The 19,150-nt window shown below is 60.4% G+C and carries 18 protein-coding genes; 8 read left to right on the forward strand and 10 right to left on the reverse strand.

The window, feature by feature from the left end; genetic code table 11:
* Nucleotides 1-27: 27 nt before the first annotated feature.
* The 6 genes from AC3A5N_RS05250 to AC3A5N_RS05275 form a co-directional block, all read right to left on the reverse strand.
* Entirely contained in the window at nt 28-366 is a 339-nt protein-coding gene (locus AC3A5N_RS05250) for a DapH/DapD/GlmU-related protein (protein WP_487736239.1), read from the reverse strand.
* 224 nt (nt 367-590) lie between these two features.
* Complete coding sequence (locus AC3A5N_RS05255) at nt 591-1,811, reverse strand: lipopolysaccharide biosynthesis protein (RefSeq protein WP_487736240.1); 1,221 nt, start codon at nt 1,809-1,811, stop codon at nt 591-593.
* A 94-nt stretch (nt 1,812-1,905) separates the two neighbouring features.
* Nucleotides 1,906-2,910, reverse strand: coding sequence for a hypothetical protein (locus AC3A5N_RS05260; protein WP_487736241.1), 1,005 nt, complete (start codon nt 2,908-2,910; stop codon nt 1,906-1,908).
* A 213-nt stretch (nt 2,911-3,123) separates the two neighbouring features.
* On the reverse strand, nt 3,124-4,227 hold the full coding sequence (locus AC3A5N_RS05265) for a glycosyltransferase (RefSeq protein ID WP_487736242.1): 1,104 nt from the start codon (nt 4,225-4,227) through the stop codon (nt 3,124-3,126).
* 164 nt (nt 4,228-4,391) lie between these two features.
* Nucleotides 4,392-5,747, reverse strand: coding sequence for a Vi polysaccharide biosynthesis UDP-N-acetylglucosamine C-6 dehydrogenase TviB (gene tviB, locus AC3A5N_RS05270; protein ID WP_487736243.1), 1,356 nt, complete (start codon nt 5,745-5,747; stop codon nt 4,392-4,394).
* Nucleotides 5,748-5,870: 123 nt separating this feature from the next.
* Entirely contained in the window at nt 5,871-6,221 is a 351-nt protein-coding gene (locus tag AC3A5N_RS05275; protein ID WP_487736244.1) for a hypothetical protein, read from the reverse strand.
* A gap of 35 nt (nt 6,222-6,256) precedes the next feature.
* Here AC3A5N_RS05275 and AC3A5N_RS05280 point away from each other — a divergent pair, with 35 nt between their 5' ends.
* Complete coding sequence (locus AC3A5N_RS05280) at nt 6,257-7,393, forward strand: serine hydrolase domain-containing protein (protein ID WP_487736245.1); 1,137 nt, start codon at nt 6,257-6,259, stop codon at nt 7,391-7,393.
* Nucleotides 7,394-7,406: 13 nt separating this feature from the next.
* Here AC3A5N_RS05280 and AC3A5N_RS05285 read toward each other — a convergent pair whose 3' ends face one another.
* From AC3A5N_RS05285 to pdxH, 3 genes are read right to left on the reverse strand one after another with little or no spacing between them, the layout of a single operon-like run.
* Nucleotides 7,407-8,201, reverse strand: coding sequence for a PhzF family phenazine biosynthesis protein (locus AC3A5N_RS05285; RefSeq protein ID WP_487736246.1), 795 nt, complete (start codon nt 8,199-8,201; stop codon nt 7,407-7,409).
* Nucleotides 8,198-9,151, reverse strand: coding sequence for a cation diffusion facilitator family transporter (locus AC3A5N_RS05290; protein WP_487736247.1), 954 nt, complete (start codon nt 9,149-9,151; stop codon nt 8,198-8,200). The genes AC3A5N_RS05285 and AC3A5N_RS05290 overlap by 4 nt, the downstream gene beginning before the upstream one ends.
* On the reverse strand, nt 9,148-9,753 hold the full coding sequence (pdxH, locus tag AC3A5N_RS05295) for a pyridoxamine 5'-phosphate oxidase (RefSeq protein ID WP_487736248.1): 606 nt from the start codon (nt 9,751-9,753) through the stop codon (nt 9,148-9,150). Before pdxH ends, AC3A5N_RS05290 begins: the two co-directional genes overlap by 4 nt.
* Before the next feature lie 211 nt (nt 9,754-9,964).
* Here pdxH and AC3A5N_RS05300 point away from each other — a divergent pair, with 211 nt between their 5' ends.
* The 3 genes from AC3A5N_RS05300 to fabI are packed head-to-tail and all read left to right on the forward strand — an operon-like array spanning nt 9,965 to nt 12,820.
* Nucleotides 9,965-10,927, forward strand: a complete 963-nt coding sequence (locus AC3A5N_RS05300) for a DnaJ C-terminal domain-containing protein (protein ID WP_487736249.1) — start codon at nt 9,965-9,967, stop codon at nt 10,925-10,927.
* 28 nt (nt 10,928-10,955) lie between these two features.
* Nucleotides 10,956-12,017 carry a YihY/virulence factor BrkB family protein gene (locus tag AC3A5N_RS05305; RefSeq protein WP_487736250.1) on the forward strand — a complete coding sequence of 354 codons (1,062 nt, stop codon included), beginning with the start codon at nt 10,956-10,958 and terminating at the stop codon, nt 12,015-12,017.
* Nucleotides 12,014-12,820, forward strand: coding sequence for an enoyl-ACP reductase FabI (gene fabI / locus AC3A5N_RS05310; RefSeq protein ID WP_487736251.1), 807 nt, complete (start codon nt 12,014-12,016; stop codon nt 12,818-12,820). Before AC3A5N_RS05305 ends, fabI begins: the two co-directional genes overlap by 4 nt.
* A 3-nt stretch (nt 12,821-12,823) precedes the next feature.
* Here the strand turns inward: fabI and AC3A5N_RS05315 are convergent, their stop codons facing one another.
* Nucleotides 12,824-13,249 (reverse strand): hypothetical protein, encoded by a 426-nt coding sequence (locus tag AC3A5N_RS05315; RefSeq protein ID WP_487736252.1) that lies wholly within the window; start codon nt 13,247-13,249, stop codon nt 12,824-12,826.
* 819 nt (nt 13,250-14,068) lie between these two features.
* Between AC3A5N_RS05315 and AC3A5N_RS05320 the strand changes: the two genes are divergently transcribed.
* The 4 genes from AC3A5N_RS05320 (at nt 14,069) to AC3A5N_RS05335 (ending at nt 19,138) form a co-directional block, all read left to right on the forward strand.
* The gene (locus AC3A5N_RS05320) at nt 14,069-15,016 is read left to right on the forward strand and encodes an O-antigen ligase family protein (RefSeq protein WP_487736325.1); all 948 of its coding nucleotides are present in this window, start codon (nt 14,069-14,071) and stop codon (nt 15,014-15,016) included.
* A gap of 76 nt (nt 15,017-15,092) precedes the next feature.
* Complete coding sequence (locus AC3A5N_RS05325) at nt 15,093-15,803, forward strand: polysaccharide biosynthesis/export family protein (protein ID WP_487736253.1); 711 nt, start codon at nt 15,093-15,095, stop codon at nt 15,801-15,803.
* 19 nt (nt 15,804-15,822) lie between these two features.
* Nucleotides 15,823-17,973 (forward strand): GumC family protein, encoded by a 2,151-nt coding sequence (locus tag AC3A5N_RS05330; protein WP_487736254.1) that lies wholly within the window; start codon nt 15,823-15,825, stop codon nt 17,971-17,973.
* The gene (locus AC3A5N_RS05335; protein WP_487736255.1) at nt 17,951-19,138 is read left to right on the forward strand and encodes a hypothetical protein; all 1,188 of its coding nucleotides are present in this window, start codon (nt 17,951-17,953) and stop codon (nt 19,136-19,138) included. Before AC3A5N_RS05330 ends, AC3A5N_RS05335 begins: the two co-directional genes overlap by 23 nt.
* Nucleotides 19,139-19,150 lie beyond the last annotated feature (12 nt).

Genomic DNA, 19,150 nt, shown 5'->3' on the forward strand with positions numbered 1-19,150 from the left:
CGTCGGGCGGCTGCGCACGGTAATATCTTAGCGATGCGGCTTCGCTGCGAGAGCGGTAGATATCTCCATCGCTCGCTCCACCCTCTGTCGATAATCCGAAATACCATCGAGCTCACGGTCATTGACATAGTCTCTCTGAATACGTGATGCGAAAGAATCAAAGCTCCCCACGATCTTGGCGGGATTGCCAACCGCCACCACTCCGTCTTCGATGTCGCGCGTAACCACAGATCCGGCACCGATGACCACATTTGAGCCGATCGTCACCCCTGGTAGGATGATCGAGTTGACGCCGATGAAGACGTTGTTTCCGATACTAATCGGTCCAAAATACTGGTAGCGCCGCCCGCTTTCGTCCCGGACCAAACCTGTACTTCCGTCATGAGTCACAATTCGGACGCCAGACGTAATTGTAACCCTATCGCCAATCTTTATGAGAAATGGCTCGCTTCCAAAATGCCGGATATAGATACGGCAGTCGTCACCTACTACAACACCTTTGCGCCGAGCCAGAGCAACCCCTCCTCTCGTACTTAGCACGATTAGGTCAACGATGCGGGACCATAGAGCTTTTAATAAACGAAGCACGCTTAACTCCCCGATCGTCTGGCAAGAAAACTTTCGCTTGCAAGGAATACTAGCCAAGCGCCACATCCTATGACCGAGAATGACGCAACAGCTTCGATGGCTTCACCGTTGGCTGCAAAGCCGACGGCAACGGTATAGCGCGCCACCATGACCGAGGCCTCCCATACGAGCAACCGGCGCTGCAGCGCATGGCTTTGCAAATGGCATTGAATCGGAATTTTGAAGAGATCGCCTAGGATACCGATTGCCATCCAGCCCGCGATCGTTCCGGCAAACTCCCATTTCTCTCCCATCAGCCGGGAGAATAGGAACTCCCCGTGCTCGTGGAGAACCCAAACCGGCGCTAGACCAGCGGCAAGGATCATCAGCGCGTGACGGACCGCTATTCCGCCGCTCTCGCGCCTACTTCTTCTTGCGAAATGGGGGAAAGAGGCCTGACGGTAAACGCCGCTGAAAAGCGCGACGGGTGCCACAAGAAGCCGGTACGCTATCCAATACTGCCCCGTCACCGATGCTCCTATATATCGCATAAGGAGTATCGGCATCAAGTTCCATGACATGCTGGCTATCCAACCCTGCGGCATTCCATAGAGAGGATGATGGATGTGCCGCTTTGCAGCCTTAGCGAGCTGATGCCATTCGAGTTTCCGCAGAACGGTCTGGTCGTTGCGGATGATATCCATGACCGACAGCGCTGCTGCAGTAAGCGCACCGACGAAAGCGCCAAGCAACAAGCCCAGCGACACCAGGGAGGAAGAGGCGATCTGCACCGCCCCCGTCATCACGCTGCGCGCCAGACCGTTTCTCGCGGTGACGGCGAATCGTCCGCGCCGACTTCGCCAGTAGGATGCGATATCCAGCCACGCCGTCAGAAAAGTCAAAACGCCGGCCCACGCCAACGTCGAACCGAAGTGCCCGGTCTCGGGTGATTTGGCGGACACGAATGTCGCCGCCGCTGCTACCGGAAAGCTAAGCAGAAGCGCCAGAACGGTAGCAAGACCGAGGAGCGACATCGCTTCGTCCTCATCTTCCACCACGGGTAGTGCCATTTGATACCGACCATGAACGATGACCGCGCTCACCGACACAACCGCCATGACCACACCCAGGTGCCCGAACGCCTCGGTACTGTAGAGGCGCCCGATGATCGGGAGCAAACCAAGCGTAATGAGTTGCGCCCCCCCTGCTCCGAGCAGGAGCAAGAAGAAGCTACGGCGCATCATTGCCAATATACCTCTGCGACGTCGCGCAGCCTGCGCAATGCCCTCCAACAACTTTCGTGATATGCGAGCTCCGCGCCAACTGAATCACGGGGATTCACCGTTCTGCTCGCAACAACCTTCGCCTGGGAGCAGAAAGGCTACGGAGCACCAACGCAACAGCATAAGCAAGTAAAGCCACCAATACCACGCGCTTCGCGGAAACCACAGCGCCCATCATCTCCTTCCGCTGGATATATATAGTTAATTCAACTATAGCCATAATAAGACCGGATTTAATTAGCGGACTATTAATAGTGTTTATTACGTATTCTATAGTTCTTGTGAATATTATCACTAATATAATTACTAGCGGTATTCCCACATAACCAAAGTTCGCGAAAAACTCTGCCCATATATTTGCAGCGACCCCGCCTGAGTAAGATGAGAAAAAAACTTGCTGCACCTGGGCATTATATCCACAAGATGATATATCTATTAGTTCATCCGCGAATGGAATAAAAGCGATAGGCAGCTTCCATATATTCGTGCAAGGAAGCGTATAATCATATGTTACGATAAAGTCTAAGTGAGCAAAAGTTATAAACTGCTCAAGCCCTACTAATGCGTTATCTATTAAAGGATTCTCAAGCAATCTATCCCTTACTGCTGCAAAATCCCCCATCTTGATAGCAACATATATTGATTTGTAAACTGCGAGGAATAGAATTCCTGATAGCGCCAATACAATATGTAGCGGATTAACTCTAAGAATGGATTTATTCCTGAAGAATAGATAAGCCACACCTCCGGCCGTTATAGCTAGGTAAGACCGATGTCCTATATAGAGGGTTGTAATAAGCCCGAGACAACCGAGTGCGATAAGGAGAATATTTTTTCGCCAACCAGTCATCAAAGAGTAGATAACCCCAAGACCGCATGAATAATAGTATATATAGTTTACTCTGCTTGTCCCCTCCAAAACTTCGGCTTTATTATATGAATAAAGATCTGGTGAGAATAAAGCAACATACATTCCACTTATTACAATAAGTGCAGCTACGGTAAAATTTTCATATCTATAATCATGGTCGACAAATAGATTAACCTGCCTGTCTTTCACCAGCAGTATAGACGCTGCAAGACATGCAAAGGCAAATAACACTACCGTTAGAGTACTCGCGTGATAGTAATATGTATGCCGCCCTCCTAACGGTGATAAGTACTCAAATGACCCCACCGCAAATGGGAAAAAATATAAGATAGTCGATATTAGAAATAGCACCTGCGGCCGCAGTGACGCTAGCGGGGATCGGATGGGTTTTAAATCTGACATCTACGAGTCTTCCACTATATTCTCAAAATACATTGAGGGACTTCGGGTTTCTAAGAACCTCGAAACCGATGCATTTCGTTTGCATGCATTGGCCCGTTCCAGAGCATCAGCAAGAGCAAGGGCCGTGAACTCCTCCGCTATTTGCAGTGATGGAATCCCGTCCAACCCCCCCGCGCAATCCGTGGTCGCGATCCCCCTAATTCCGCAGGCGAGCATTTCGAGTATGACGTTGGGAAAACCCTCTATGTCCGATGTCAGCAAGCCCAGTCTACACCGGGTGAAGGCAGGAACCGGATTCGCCATGTAGCCGGCAAATGTCACAAACTCTCCGACACCCAGTTCCCGCACTCGCTCCTCTAACTCCGTTCGCATCGGGCCTTCGCCAATGAAAAGCAAATGCGCTTTGTCAAAACCCCGTTGTCGAACCTCACTTAATACATCGAGTGCCCGAAGCGGACTTTTTACCTCCGATAGTCGTCCACACCAGCTGATGAGTACTCGCTCCTCAGGAATCTCGCGCACGACCGGTGGCAGTGGAGCGGCGCATCCCGCCTGGATGCGCTCAACATCAATAGGATTAGGGATTACGGCCAACCGATCATGAAACCGATAGCGTGTATTCCTGTCAAGTGACTGCCGCATTCGGTCTGTTTGGCAGATTATTATATCTTGCTGACCATAGAGCCAATACAGTAAGCGAAAAAACCGACCCTTCCCCTTGAACTTTCTCTCAAAAATCAGGGTGGATTCACGCGAGATAAGCCGCTTCGTACGCAGCAGCCCCACCCATCGCGCTGCGCTCGCGGCTGCGTTCAAATGGGCGTGGGAACTGAACACCAAGTGATAGCGGGCTCGAGCAAACATTCGCAGAAGTGCGACTATACCCCCCCGCTCGTTGGGAGCTCCGGTATAATGCAGCTTGACGTTCCCGAATTGCAAGAGGCCATCGAGCGTTCCGCTCCGGCTCTGACAGAGTATGAAACATTCGATGGAGTCGAACTTCCCCGACCGCGCAGCCTCCCCAGCCAGCGTACGCGTGATCCGCTCGGCACCGCCCATGCGATCGGTGGGAAACAAAAAGAGAGCACGGCGCTCCTTCGTCATGAATGAACCAAAACGGGTGGCATGAACACTACACTGAAGACACCGCCCGAAACCGACGCGAAAAACAGGCTCAGGCCATCCGCGCTGGAGATCGAAACTCGCATGACTGAACCTTGTTCTGGTGACCGAAAGCAGACAACCTGCCGAAGAAGTCGGTCAGGATTCTAGAGGCGCAACGCCCCCGCCTCACGCGGCAATATGTTCTTTAGATCATAGACCACGTGCTCAACCTTAGTGCAGCTTTTAACCAGCGATATGCCGCGTTCACGGAACTCTTCATGCGCCACCGCAACCATCACGCCATCGTAGATCGCGCCGGGCAACTCCCTGACAAGCTCTAGTCCATACTCGTCCCTCGCCTCCTCACCATCAGCCCAAGGGTCATAGACATCGACATCAATCCCGTAGGACTCCAACTCGGCGATCACATCGACGACCCGCGTGTTACGCAAGTCGGGGCAGTTTTCCTTGAACGTTAGCCCCATTATTAGAACCCGCGCGCCGTTTACCTGAATCCGCAGTTTGAGCATCGCCTTAACGAGTTGTTCAGCTACGTAGGCGCCCATGCCATCGTTAAGACGTCGCCCGGCGAGGATAATCTCTGGCCGGTAGCCTATCGCCTCGGCCTTATAAGTCAGATAGTAAGGGTCGACGCCGATACAGTGGCCGCCGACGAGACCCGGCCTGAAGGGCAGGAAGTTCCACTTCGTCCCTGCCGCCTTCAGCACCGCCTCAGTATCGATGCCCATGCGATTAAAAATGATCGCGAGTTCGTTGATCAGAGCGATGTTGAGATCGCGCTGAGTGTTCTCGATCACTTTCGCCGCTTCCGCAACACGAACTGATTCCGCCTTGTAGGTGCCGGCAGTGATGATCGATGCATAGAGGCTGTCGATAAGATCGGCGACCTGGGGTGTGGATCCTGACGTGACCTTGCGAATTGATGGTAGGCGGTGCTCCTTGTCACCGGGATTAATTCGCTCTGGGCTATAGCCGCAGAAGAAATCGCGATTATAGGTCAGCCCCGAAACTTGCTCAAGCACGGGGACGCAATCCTCTTCCGTCGCGCCGGGATAGACCGTCGATTCATAAACAACAATATCGCCTCGTTTCAGAACCCTACCCACCGTTTCCGATGCCTTTAGAAGTGGGGTTAGATCAGGGCGACGATGCGCGTCGATGGGGGTCGGCACGGTCACAATAAAAAGATTGCAATCGGCGAGATCCGAAGAATCAGAGGAAAAGCGCAGTTGGCTAGCAGCGGAAAGCTCATCTGCGTCCGTCTCCAGAGTTGAATCAATACCGCGAGATAGCGCTGCAATCCGCTCTTCGTTAATGTCGAATCCGAGGACCGGACGAATGCGACCAAATTCGACAGCTAGTGGTAGCCCAACATACCCCAGCCCGATCACTGCAATTTTCAAGTCATCATGCGTTTGCGGTATTGCAATCATCATCCAACCATTTCTTAACAGGGTCGCAAAAGCCGCGCGGATGCGGGCGGCAAGTTCAAAAGTCAAACTCCGTCGCATAAATCGCCGGTTCGTCAGCAATCAGCTCGTTGCCACACAGCCGTGATCATTCCAAGTTCACACCCCGCTCTCCATCCTCGAAACGAACTCCGTCTGCCGCAAACACAACGTTCACCCATCCCACGGCTCCAGCACGCAGCCGTAGCCGTCGCGCAGGGTGGCGGTTTCGTTGGCGAGGAGGGGGAAGCGGGCGGTGACGCTCTTTGCCTCGGCATCCTCGCTCAGCATGACGAGTTCCATTCCGGCGAGCTTGTCCTTCTCGCAATCTTCCAGGCTTCGCCCGCCGAGGTAGCGGCACGAGCATGCGACGCGTGCGGAATAGGCTGCCGCGGTCTGCGAGTATCCGGTGATCGGCGCGCGGAAGTACCACGCGAAACCCGCTGCGATCAGCGCCACGATCCCCAGCACCAGCGACCAGCGGCGGCGGCGCGGTTGGCCTTTGCGGGGTGCGGATTTTGCCATTGCCAAGCCTGCCGTGCTGCGCGAGGGAACGCCGCATGCGCCTGCGGCCCGCCCCCCTTATCGTCTGCCTCGCCTCGCTGCCAGCCCTGCTCTCGTGCAGCGACGCTGCGCCGGTGCCGGAGCCGCTCACGGAGGAGGCGCTGGCCGCCGTCACCGAGAAGCCGGGCGCGCCGACCGAGCAGCTTGCGCGCCGGGCGGACGACCTGTTCACCAAGGAAGGGCTTGGCGAGACGCGCGCGCTGATCGTTATGCACGGCGGCGAGATCGCGGCCGAGCGCTATGCGCCGGGTTACGATAAAGACACACGCTTCGTCAGCTGGTCGATGGCCAAGACGGTGACGGCGGTGATGATCGGCATGCTGGTCGCCGACGGGCGGCTGGCGCTCGACGATTCGCCGCCCGTGCCCCGTTGGCAGCGCCCGGGCGATCCGCGCGGCGAGATCACCCTGCGCCAGCTTCTCCAGATGCGCAGCGGCCTGCGCCATACCGAAGGGGGCGATCCGCCATACGAATCGTCCGAAGTGCGGATGCTGTTCCTCGACGGGCGTGACGACATGGCCGACTGGGCCGAGAGTCAGCCGCTCGAAGCCGAGCCGGGGCGGGAGTTCGAGTACTCCTCCGCCACCAGCGTGATCCTGGCCGACATCGCCGCGCGCGTGCTTTCCCGCAGTGACGATCCGGAGGCACGGCGGCGCGCCGTCGCGGACTATCTCGAGACGCGGCTGTTCGGCCCTCTGGCGATGGATTCGATGGTGCCGGAGTTCGATGCCAGCGGCACGTTGATCGGCGGCAGCCTGATCCACGGCAATGCGCGCGACTGGGCGCGGTTCGGCGATTTCCTGCGCAACAAGGGCTCCTACCGCGGCATCCAGCTCGTCCCGCGCAAGTGGATCGAGCTGATGACCACGCCAAGCCCGCGCAGCCCACACTACGGTATGCAGACCTGGCTCAACCGACCGCTGGACGACGAGAGCGGGAGCAAGAGCCACCCGCTGTTCCCCGACCGCGCGCCTGCGACGATGTTCGCGGCGATCGGCCATATGGGACAGTACATCCTGGTTTCGCCCGAGCAGAAACTGACCGTGGTTCGCCTCGGTCATTCGGATGCCGAGGAGCGCAAGGCGATGCTGCAGGAGCTCGCCGATATCGTGGAGCTCTATCCGGCGACTTGAGCTCGCGCGACTCTCACTCGGGCAGGTAAAACGCCCCTTCAACCACCGTCACGCAGGGGCCGCCGAGCCAGGCGCGGTCGTCTTCGAGGCGGCAGGTGAGGTCGCCGCCGCGGCGGGAGGCCTGGTGGGCGGTGAAGCTTTCCCGCCCCAGCCGGGCCGCCCAGAACGGCGTGAGTGCCGCGTGGGCGGAGCCGGTGACGCTGTCCTCGTCGACCCCGCCGCCGGGCACGAAGACGCGGCTCACCACATCGACGTCGCGGCCCGGCGCGGTGCAGATGAACTGGTCGTCGCCGAGCGCGCCGAGGCCGCGGAGGTCGGGCGCCAGCGCGCGAACCTCGGCCTCGCTGCCGAACAGATAAATCCCGTAGCGGTCAGGATTACGCCAGATCTCGAGCGGCTGCGCGCCGAGCAGCGCGACGGCCTCGGGCCAGTCGGAGCGCTCGGTGGGGATCGCGGGCAGCGCAAGCTCGTAGCCCGCGTCGCTTCGCCGCACTTCCAGCACGCCCGCCTTCCGGGTGCGGAACGTCACTCGCTCCCCGCCGTCGCGGCCGAGCAGCACGTGGCCGCTGGCGAGCGTGGCATGGCCGCAGAGGCGGATTTCGCAGGCCGGGGTGAACCAGCGCAGCTCCCAATCCGCCGCGCCGCTTTCGTCGGGCACGACGAAGGCCGTCTCGGCGAAGTTGTTCTCCTCCCCGATCGCCTGCAGCACATCGTCGGGCAGCCATTCGTCGAGCGGCATGACCACGGCCTGATTGCCGGCGAAAGGCCGGTCGGCGAAGGCATCGACATGCCAGTAGGGCAGCTTCATGGCGCGTCCTTCTCCAGCTTCTCGAACTCGTCGGTCTCCGCGAGCGGGTTGTCCGGTTCGTCGACATGGCCCTGCGGGTCGATGTGGATCAGTAGCTCCATCTCGGGAAAGTGGCTGCAGAGATCGGCTTCGACCCGTTCAATGATTTCGTGCGCCTGGGCGACGGTCATGGTGCCGGGGAGGTCGACGTGAAATTGAACAAAGTCGCGCGTACCGCTCGTGCGCGTGCGAAGATCGTGGAGGTTGGTCAGCTCCGGGTGGCGGGCGGCGCGTTCGACGAAGCGCTGGCGTTTGTCCTCCGGCCATTCGCGGTCCATGATCTGGTCGATCGCCTCGCTCGCCGCGCGCCAAGCGCCCCACAGAAGCCAGGCCGCGATGGCGAGCCCGAACAGCGGGTCCGCGCGCGAGAAGCCGAGATACTGGTCGAGCACGAGCGCGGCGATGACCGCGAGGTTGAGCAGCAGGTCCGACTGGTAGTGGACGTTGTCGGTGCGGACCGCGAGGCTGCCCGTGCGGCGGATCACGTGGCGCTGCCAGGCGAGCAGAGCGAACGTCGCGAGGATCGCCAGCAGCGAGACCGCGATCCCCTCCTCCGCCGCCGCGGTCTCGCCGCCTTCGATCAGGTGCGAGATCGCCCGGAAGGCGATGCCCGAGGCGGAGAGTGCGATCAGCATGACCTGGAACACCGCCGCCAGCGCCTCGGCCTTGCCGTGGCCGAAGCGGTGCTCCTCGTCCGCCGGCTGCGCTGCGATCCACACACCGGCAAGCGTGGCGAGGCTGGCGACGAGGTCGAGCGCGGTGTCCGCGAGGCTGCCGAGCATGGCGCTCGATCCGGTGCGCCAGGTCGCCCAGCCCTTGAGCACGGCCAGGAACAGCGCCGTCGCGATCGAGGCATAGGCGGCGCTGCGGGTCAGCGCGGCGCGTTCGGCGGCGGCGGCTTGGGCGGTCACGGGTAGAGCAGCGTGCTCGACCAGCCCTCGCCCTCGCGGGTGAAGAGCCGGCGGTCGTGGAGACGGTTCGGGCGGTCGAGCCAGAACTCGATCCGCTGCGGCCGCAGGGTGAAGCCCGTCCAGTGGGGCGGGCGCGGCACCTCGCCGGTGGCCTTGCACGCTTCCTCCAGTGCTTCGACCCGGGCGACGTAAGTCGCGCGGCTGTCGAGGGGGCGCGATTGGTCGCTCGCCGCGGAGCCGAGCTGGCTGACGAACGGACGCGAGCGGAAATAGGCGTCGGCCTCGGCCGCGCTCACCTCCACTAGGGGGCCCTCGATGCGGATCTGGCGTCGCAGGCTCTTCCAGTGGAACAGCAGCGCGGCCTGGGCATTGGCGCGGATCTCCTGCCCCTTGCGGCTCCGCGCGTTGGTGAAGAAGGTGAAGCCGCCCGCCCCGTGCCCCTTGAGCAGGACCATGCGAACCGAGGGCGCGCCGTCCGGCGTGGCGGTGGCGAGCGCCATGGCGTTGGCGTCGTTCGGCTCTGTCTCGCGCGCTTCGGCCAGCCAGGCGTCGAACAGGGCCAGCGGGTCGCTGTCGGGAAGGGCAGTCTGTTCAGCTTCCACCGGGCTTTTCCTGACTAAGTGTTGACACCTGTGACGCGCTTCGCCGCCTTCCGGCACGAAAGTCACACGTGACCGTGACCTTTCCGAAGAGGCCGTGTCGCGGTCTCCACCGATATTACCCACGCCCTATCGCGCGGGATGCGTGGAGGAAAGCCTCTCTCCACCGCTACGCCGCTTGCGCGGCGAGACTGTTGCACCTAGCTAACACGCCATGGCCGATCCCTACACAACGCTCGGCGTTTCGCGCAGCGCGACCGAGAAGGACATCAAGAGCGCCTATCGCAAGCTCGCAAAGGAGCTGCACCCCGATCGCAACAAGAACAATCCCGCGGCTGCGGAGCGCTTCTCGCAAGTGACGCAGGCCTACGACCTGCTTAGCGACAAGGACAAGCGCGCCCGCTTCGACCGCGGTGAGATCGACGCAGACGGCAACCCGGCCAACCCTTTCGCCGGCATGGGCGGCGGCGGATTCGCCGGCGGCGCGAGCCGCGGCCAGCGCGGCTTTCGTGCGGAGGATTTCCAGGGGTTCGCGGACGAGGGCGTCGACCTCGGCGACATCTTCGAAGGGCTCTTCGGCGGCGGCGGTATGGGCGGCGCGCGCCGGTCCGGCATGGGCGGCGGGTTCGGCCAGCAGCGCCGCCCACCTCCGCCGCGCAAGGGCGCCGACATTGCCTATCGTATGCGCGTGCCCTTCGTCGACGCCGCGGCGCGCAAGGACCAGCGGATCACGCTCGCCGACGGCAAGACGATCGACCTCAAGCTGCCCGCCGGGGTCGAGGACGGCACGCAGATGCGCCTCAAGGGCAAGGGCGAGCAGGGACCGGGCGGCGCCGGCGACGGGATCGTCACGATTTCGATCGACCGTCACAAGGTCTTCCGCCGCGACGGAGACGACGTGCGCATGGACCTGCCGATCACGCTGGACGAGGCGGTGAACGGCGCCAAGGTCCGCTGCCCCACGGTCGACGGCCCGGTCATGCTGACGATCAAGCCCGGCACCAGCGGCGGCACCACGATGCGGCTCAAGGGCAAGGGTTTCTCAGCCAAGTCGGGCCAACGCGGCGACCAGCTCGTGCGGCTCGAAATCGCGCTGCCAGCCGACGTATCGGAACTGGCCAAGCGGCTGGAAGGCTGGCAGGACGGCGGCAACCCGCGCGCCGACCTGGGACTCTGACCCGGGCCCCCTCCAACCGAACGGGCCGATGAGCGAGAAAGACCTTCCCCAACCTCAGGAACGCGTGATCCACACGCTTTCGCCCGAGGAACGGCGCAAGGAAGCGATCGAGGCCAGCCTGGGCCTACGCCAGCGCGTGGCGCAGCATGTCGGCCCGGGCACGCGTGCGTTCGAAATCGCCAAGCGCGTGCTCGTCGGCACTTACAACGATGGTTTCATTCACGCCGGCAACCTCGCCTACATGGCCATGCTGGCGATCTTCCCCTTCTTCATCCTCGGCGCGGCGATCTTCTCGTTCGTGGGCGAGGAAAGCGAGCGCGCGGCTACGATCGATGCCGTGCTCTACGCCCTGCCCCCGATGGTCGGCAACGTGATCGAACCGGTCGCGCGGCGGGTGGTCGAGGCGCGCAGCGGCTGGCTGCTCTGGGCCGGCGGGCTGGTCGCGCTGTGGACCGTGTCGAGCCTGATCGAGACGATCCGGGACATCCTGCGCCGGGCCTACGGCACCGCGGCGACTGAGGCGTTCTGGAAGTACCGCCTGCTCTCCGCCGGGGTGATCGTGGCGGCGGTGATCCTGCTGATGCTCTCGCTGATCGCACAGGTGGTGATCGGCGCCGCGCAGGAAGTGATCGACGCCTATCTCCCGTGGCTGTCGCACGTGATCTCGCAGTTGCAGCTTTCCCGGCTGATCCCCGCCTTCGGCCTGTTCGGATCGCTCTATCTGCTGTTCCTGACGCTCGCTCCCAGCGCCTACCGCGATCGGCGGTATCCCAAGTGGCCCGGCGCGCTCACGACGACGATCTGGTGGGTCGCGGTGACGGTGGCGCTGCCGCCGGCGATCCGCAGCTTCTTCAGCTACGATCTGACCTACGGCAGCCTGGCCGGCATCATGATCGCGCTTTTCTTTTTCTACCTCGTCGGCCTAGGGATGGTTATCGGCGCCGAACTCAACGCCGCCATGGCCGAGACTCCCGAGGAAGAGGAGAATCGCATCGGCCAGGCCGACGATCGCAGACGGACGGCCGCGCGCCGTGCGGCGGCGGAGAAAGCACGCGCCTTGGCAGAAGAGCAGAAAGAGGAAACAAGATGAGCGGGTTGATGGCTGGCAAGCGCGGGCTGATCATGGGTCTCGCGAACGACAAGTCGCTGGCCTGGGGCATCGCGCAGAAGCTGCGCGAGCACGGCGCGGAACTGGCGTTCACCTATCAGGGCGAGGCGCTGGCGAAGCGCGTGAAGCCGCTCGCCGAACAGCTCGGGTCGGATTTCACGTTCGAGTGCGATGTGTCCGACATGGCCGCGCTCGACGCCGCGTTCGAGACGCTGAAGAGCCGCTGGGAGACAATCGACTTCGTGGTCCACGCGATCGGCTTTTCCGACAAGAACGAACTGCGCGGGAAGTACGTCGACACCAGCCTCGACAACTTCCTGATGACGATGAATATCTCCGCTTATAGTCTCGTCGCGGTGACCCGGCGCGCCGCGCAGATGATGCCGAATGGCGGCAGCATCCTTACGCTGACCTACTATGGCGCGGAAAAGGTCATCCCGCACTACAACGTCATGGGCGTCGCCAAGGCCGCGCTCGAGACCAGCGTGCAATACCTCGCCAACGACCTCGGCCCCGACAATATCCGCGTGAACGCGATCAGCGCCGGCCCGATCAAGACCCTCGCGGCAAGCGGGATCGGCGACTTCCGCTACATCCTCAAGTGGAACGAACTGAACTCGCCGCTGCGCCGCAACGTCACGATCGAGGATGTCGGCGGATCGGGGCTCTATTTCCTGTCTGACCTGTCGTCGGGCGTCACCGGCGAGGTGCACCATGTGGACGCGGGGTACCATGTGGTCGGCATGAAACAGGAAGACGCGCCGGATATCGCGCTGGACCGGTAGAGCTCAGTCGCTCTCGCAAGCCTCGGCGACCGGCATGGTCCGCTCGCCGAGACCGAGCCGCGGGAAACTGCGCGCGAGGACGAGCAGGACGGACGGCAACGCCATGGTGAACAGGATGTCCGAGATCGTCTCATACACCAATCCTTCGCGCGCCGTTCCATAGGTCAGCGCCCGCGACCAATCGAGCAGCTCGTTGCCGATCTCGAGGGCGAACACGAACAGCCAGGGCCAGGCACTCGCCAGCCCCCGGCGCGCAAACGCCGCAGCGAGAATCTGCAGCAGCAGTCCGAAATAGGCGTGCAGGATCGGATGGCTCACACCGGTCCAGTTGGAGATCCACAGCTTCCACCCGATCCACTCGGCCGCGACACGCACGATCCACGGATCGGCTTGCGCTGCCAGCGCCATGAAGAACGTGCCGATTTCCATCGCCGGCGACATAGGGTGCGGTCTGAAGGGTGGCAATGGGGGTGGTTTGGGTTCATCGGTCGAACAACCCCTACAAGCTCAAGATTGGGAGGACACTGTTCGATCTATGAAGCTAGCGGGCGCGTCTTGCGAACAGAGCAGTTATGGCTGCCTGTGCCTTGACAGACGCGTCGAGAAAATAGACGCATCGCACACACCATTGGGGCGCAAAGTCGTTAGCACAAATGGCGCCCATCGGGTTCCCCAACACAGTGAGGCAAGATGATAGAAGCACGGGTTGGCCGCTCGAAACGTCGAACACGATCAGAAGACCGAAGGGGTCTAATGACCCGTCTATTTTCGGACCGTACCCGACTGATCGTCCTTTGTATATTTCTGTTGGCAGTCTTCCTGGCAGGCGGCAGTTCCCGCGCTGATATGCAATCGCTGGGGTTGCTGCGCCCAATCTCCGCACTGGCTTTAGGCTACGGCTTACTCACCCTTTCACGCGACCACATTTGGAGGCATTGGCCACTCGTCGCGATAATGGCAGCAGCGGTAGCACTGACAATCCTTCATCTCATTCCATTGCCGCCAGGATTATGGCAGGCACTGCCTGGGCGAGAGACCGTTGCTCATATGGATGGGTTACTGGACCTTCATGTGTGGCGACCGCTGACTCTGGATCCTCAAGCTAGCCGCAATGCGCTTATGTCTCTTATGACTCCTTGCGCCGTTCTTGTTCTGGGAATTCAGCTCGATGCGCGCCAACGGGAGATGCTGCTAACATTCGTTCTCGGACTTGGGGCGCTCACAGCCATCTGGGGACTGCTGCAGTTGATGGGAAGCTCCCGAGGCCCCCTTTATCTCTACAGCCTGACTAACCATGGCTTCCCCGTCGGTCTATTCGCCAACCGCAATCATCAAGCGGTCTTTCTCGCTAGTCTAATTCCGCTGTTATATTGCTGGGCGCAGCAAGCCAAAGGATCATGGAGGGATTTTAGCACCAATAAAGGTAGACGCTGCGGTGCCGCAGCAGCCGGTGTCTTGCTCCTTACCCCCCTTATCCTCATAACGGGATCACGAGCCGGGCTTTTGACGCTCGTTCTATCGATATGCATGACGGCCGCGATCGCTATCACCTCGTCCGCCGGCGGCGAACGGCGGCGAGGCCGCCCCTCTGTCTTGCGCCGCATCGCACTACCAGTCACGGCAGTGTTCGCCCTCGTCGGGCTAGGACTCGTTACAATCGGCCTCGGTCGTGACAAGGCTTTCGAGCGGCTCATCGGATCAGATCCGGTCGGTGATATGCGAGCCGAGCTAATACCGGCAACTTGGAGGATCGCGGCTGAGAATTTCCCCTGGGGCACGGGCATTGGTTCATTTGACGATGTCTACCGGATGTACGAGCCGAACGCCCTTTTGACACCTCAGTATGTGAATCACGCGCATAACGATTTGCTTGAACTGCTGATGACCGGCGGATTGGGCGGGGCTTTGATTATCGCGTTGGGGATCATCTTGTTCGTTGCTCGGGCGTGGACCATCGCCCGAAGCGGACCCGCGGCAATCCGTGCACACCTCGGGCCAGCTGCAGCACTGACCGCACTGGCGATCCTGTTCGTCGCATCGCTCATCGACTATCCCCTGCGTGTCCCGGCAATGGCGAGCTATGCAGCTTTACTCGCAATTTGGGCCAGCAAGGGATCATACGTTGCGAATCCTTCATCACGGGAATACCGCCGACGCGGTACGCGGACAGGCCACCACTCCGAACAGAGCTCCTAATTCACGAAAGCCTGGGCTTGCTTATCGAAGGCGCTCCGGTAAGTGCTCGATACAGATGCGAAATTGGACGAAGAGAATGTCAAAAATCAGGTATTTCCTCGTCTGCCTTACGGCGGCCGGCCTGCTTGCCGGATGCGCCGGCAAGGATCGTTCCGTGGCGAGAGCGCCTGGTATAGAGTTAACTGACCTCGACAGTCTCCCACCGCCGGACGGTGGCTACGTCACTCGGGTGCAGCCGGGTGATCAGCTGGAAATCACGGTCTTAAATTCCGAACCGTTGAGCGGTACTTATATCGTGGACGATCATGGAAATCTGGATTTCCCATTGATCGGCGCCATCAACGTCGAGGGTGAATCCGCAACCGGTGTCGGTGAAAAGATCGCCCAGCGGCTCGCGGGCAGATTTCTCCGCGACCCCAGCGTTAGCGTGATTCCCACTCAGTTGTCGCAGCCGACCGTGTCGGTCGGTGGAGAGGTAGAGAAGCCTGGCGCATATCCTGCGCGACTTTCCCGGACGCTCGCGCGGACAATCAATAACGCTGGCGGCCTCGCAGAATACGCCAAGACGGATGACGTCATCGTAATGCGAACCGTGGGCGACACCACCTATATTGGGGTTTACAACATCGAGGCCATCCAGCGCGGTAACTATCCGGATCCGCAGATCTATGCCGACGATATCGTCACAGTGGGCGATTCTCCGGCACGCCGGCGTCTCGAAACTATTCTGCAGTTCGTGCCCCTGCTGACATCAAGTGCGATCCTGATCGATCGCATTGGCAATTAATCGGTCGAGAAGAAACGCAATGGCAGACGCAGTTATATATTCCGCACAGCTAGATACGACCGAAAGTGCGGATGATAATTCGAGGATTCTTGCGTTCGAGCGGTATTGGCGCCAAGCTATCAATTCTCGGCTTCTGATCGCAGGAATTCTTGCAGGGGGGCTCGTCCTCGGTCTTCTTGTGACGCTGCTCTCGACACCGCAGTATCGAAGCACAGCGGTTATTGAGATCAGCCGCGCGACCGCCAACGTCACGAACATCGATCAGACTGAGATCGAGGAACTCCAAGCCGACGAGCAGTATTTTCAAACACAGTATGAACTCCTCGGATCACGTTTTCTGGCGGAGGCAGTCGTCGATGCGGCCAATTTGACGGCGTCAGAATCTTTTCGCGAGGCCTTTTCTGACGATCCCGATGCACCACTTGATCGACGCCAAGCCGTCGAGATCCTTCTGAAACACATCAGCATCGAACCAATTCGACTTTCTAATCTCGTGAACGTGCACTTCTCCAGTCCCAATCGCAGCCTGTCTGCGGAAATCGCGAATATCTGGGCGGAACAGTTCCTAGCAGCGAACTATGAGAAGCGCTTCGGTGCCAACATCGACGCGCGCCGTTATTTGCGAGATCAAATCGCGGAATTGCGCGAACGCCTAGCTCAGTCGGAGAAGGAACTGGTCGATTACGCAAACGCAAACCAGATTGTCATCGTCGATACGGGCGTTAACGACGACGATAGCAGCAGCGCCGCACGATCGCTGATCGGGGATACGCTTACGACTCTCAACCAGGCGTTGGCACAAGCGACCGCAGAAAGGATCGCCGCTGAAAGCGCGTTGAGGGCGAAAGCCACTTCGACTGAAACACGCGCAGCATCAAGTCAGCTTCAGAGCATGCTGGCCGCGGCGGAGGCAAAACTTGCCAGCCTTAGCGCGAATTTTGGCCCAGCATATCCGGAAGTTCAGGCCGCTCAATCCGAGGTGGAGGCGATCCGGGAGTCCATCGCGTCTTCGGAGGGCCGCGATATCTCAGGTCTGGAGGCGGCGTATCGTCAAGCACGTAGTGAAGAGGCGGAACTCCAGGCGCGAGTGCAGGCAGTCCAAGATCGGTTTCTTTCGCAGCAAGGTGGCGGGATCCAGTATGGAATTCTGAAGCGCGAGGTGGACACCAATCGACAGCTCTACGATGCACTCCTCCAGCGTTCGAAGGAGCTTGAAGCTGCTGGCGCTGGCAAGAACAATATGACGCTAGTTCAACCTGCCCTGCCAGCGGAGACACCCTTCAAACCTTCTCTGGTCTCTAACTTGGCATTGGCGTTACTCGCCGCCACAGCCGTTGCCGCAGCCGTTGTCTTCCTCCGTGAGACGATGGATCGGACGATCCGGGATCCCAACGACGTCCAGCGCCTGTTCGGCCTGCCTACGCTCGGCCTCATTCCACGCGTGGAGCAGGATGACCTGCTCGACGAGCTCCGTCGGCGCAGTTCGGAGCTTTCGGAAGCCTACGTGGCGGCGCGTTCGAATATTTCGTTCCTGACTCCGCAAGGCGCACCGAAGTCACTGATGCTTACCAGCACCCGGCCGAACGAAGGCAAGTCGCTGACCTCGGTCGCGATCTGCCGGAGCTTTGCCCAGTTGGGCAAGCGGACGCTGCTGATCGATGCCGACCTTCGCAACACGGCCCTCGTCGATTTCCTCGGCAAGCAGGCATCGAAGGACGCTGGCTTGAGCAGCTTGCTGGTCGGTGGAAGCGAACCTCAGGCGGTCACCATACCGATCGAGGAACATGGATTTGACCTGATCCCCAGCGGGATGATGCCGCCGAATCCCGCCGACCTTCTCGCGACCGACGGGCTTGCCCAGTTGATCGCGCAGCTTGAGCAGAGCTACGACTTCATCCTCGTCGACGGCCCTCCTGTTCTCGGTCTGGCTGACGCGCTTGAAATTTCCACCGCAGTCCAAGGCGTGGTTTACGTCATCGAATCCAATGACGTGAAGATTCGCGCCATCGACAACGCGCTACGTCGCCTGCGCGCAGCCAATGCGAAGGTCTATGGTGCAATCGTGACCAAGCTCGACGATCGCAACTCGGCGTACGGATATGGCTACGGATATGGCTATGGGTACGGCTATGGCGAACCTATAGACGATGCGAATGCCGCACGCAGCTGAGACACGGCCAAGCCGCCTGCGCCTTGCGTTGGTTGCGCTGGTATTTCCGATTCTTGCGGTCCTTTCCGCGGCGCAGACTCTGGCCATCGTGGGCGAGAACAGTCAGCCGGACAAGGCAGCGACAATCGCGCCTTGGGATGGTTCGGCACAGGCCCATTTCGCTAAAGCCGCTTATCAAGGCCAACTCGCGCAGAACCCTGCGACAGCCGAACCGCCGGCGGATTGGATAGCCGACCTCGCGCTGGAGGCCTATCGGCGCCAACCGCTGGTGCCCGGCGCGCTCGCGGTGATTGGTGCCGCACAGCCTGGCGACGGAAACGCCGCATTCTGGAACGCGGCGGCGAAGATCAGCCGCCGCGACACGCTTCTCCAGGGCATGCTTCTCAACTTCCACCTGCAAGCCGACAATCTCGACGGTGCCATCCGTGTTCTGGATCAGATCCTGCAAGTGCGCGTCGAGCAGCGGCCGGCCGCCTACATCGCGCTGACGCAGGCGCTGCGCGATCCGCGCTCGGTGGACACGTTCGTGGATATTCTCGGAACCGGGCCGGACTGGGCCGATGGTTTCCTCGTCGCCGCCTCACGCGACAAAGAAGCGCTCGGAAATCTCGGTCTCATTCGTCAACGGCTGTCCGACGACATTGTAGATCCGAAGACCGACCGCAGGCTGGTGCATGCTTTTGCCAGCGCGGGCGAGTTTCAACTGGCATACGATCTCTATGCGCGCCTGTCTGCGGAGCGTTCCGAGGAGGTCGACGGTTGGAGTTCTGAGATCCCGCCGTTCGACTGGATCTTGGCCGACCAAGCCGGTTTCCGCGCCCAAGTCCTCGGCGGGGAAGAGGAACTTCAGCTGGAGATCGCACGCGGCAAAGGTGGTGTGTTTGCCAGCCGCATTCTGCCGGCGCGCTCACGAGCGCTCAACATCAGCGGCCGACATGACCTGAAGCCGCAGCAGCAGGCAGACAAGCTGGAGATCTCAGTCTCATGTGTCGACGGCGACGCCCCGGTTGCCCAGGGAAATCTCAGCGGCGGGACAATCGCGCTCGATGCCACGCTGCCGGCCGACTGCGGCTTCATGAAGATTTCGCTGTCAGGCCGAGCTTGGTCGTACGGTCAACGAATAACCGGCAGCATCTCCACGCTTTCTATTTCCTTCGGCGAATGATGGCCATCCGGT

It is taken from the genome of Pelagerythrobacter sp. Soil_C_18, from assembly GCF_057657235.1.

Coding starts and splice junctions, on each gene's coding strand:
- AC3A5N_RS05255 (WP_487736240.1), bottom strand. CDS start 1,811: ATGATGCGCCGTAGCTTCTTCTTGCTCCTGCTCGGAGCAGGGGGGGCG.
- AC3A5N_RS05265 (WP_487736242.1), bottom strand. CDS start 4,227: ATGACGAAGGAGCGCCGTGCTCTCTTTTTGTTTCCCACCGATCGCATG.
- AC3A5N_RS05275 (WP_487736244.1), bottom strand. CDS start 6,221: ATGGCAAAATCCGCACCCCGCAAAGGCCAACCGCGCCGCCGCCGCTGG.
- AC3A5N_RS05280 (WP_487736245.1), top strand. CDS start 6,257: ATGCGCCTGCGGCCCGCCCCCCTTATCGTCTGCCTCGCCTCGCTGCCA.
- AC3A5N_RS05285 (WP_487736246.1), bottom strand. CDS start 8,201: ATGAAGCTGCCCTACTGGCATGTCGATGCCTTCGCCGACCGGCCTTTC.
- AC3A5N_RS05300 (WP_487736249.1), top strand. CDS start 9,965: ATGGCCGATCCCTACACAACGCTCGGCGTTTCGCGCAGCGCGACCGAG.
- AC3A5N_RS05305 (WP_487736250.1), top strand. CDS start 10,956: ATGAGCGAGAAAGACCTTCCCCAACCTCAGGAACGCGTGATCCACACG.
- fabI (WP_487736251.1), top strand. CDS start 12,014: ATGAGCGGGTTGATGGCTGGCAAGCGCGGGCTGATCATGGGTCTCGCG.
- AC3A5N_RS05315 (WP_487736252.1), bottom strand. CDS start 13,249: ATGGAAATCGGCACGTTCTTCATGGCGCTGGCAGCGCAAGCCGATCCG.
- AC3A5N_RS05320 (WP_487736325.1), top strand. CDS start 14,069: ATGGGAAGCTCCCGAGGCCCCCTTTATCTCTACAGCCTGACTAACCAT.
- AC3A5N_RS05325 (WP_487736253.1), top strand. CDS start 15,093: ATGTCAAAAATCAGGTATTTCCTCGTCTGCCTTACGGCGGCCGGCCTG.
- AC3A5N_RS05330 (WP_487736254.1), top strand. CDS start 15,823: ATGGCAGACGCAGTTATATATTCCGCACAGCTAGATACGACCGAAAGT.
- AC3A5N_RS05335 (WP_487736255.1), top strand. CDS start 17,951: ATGCGAATGCCGCACGCAGCTGAGACACGGCCAAGCCGCCTGCGCCTT.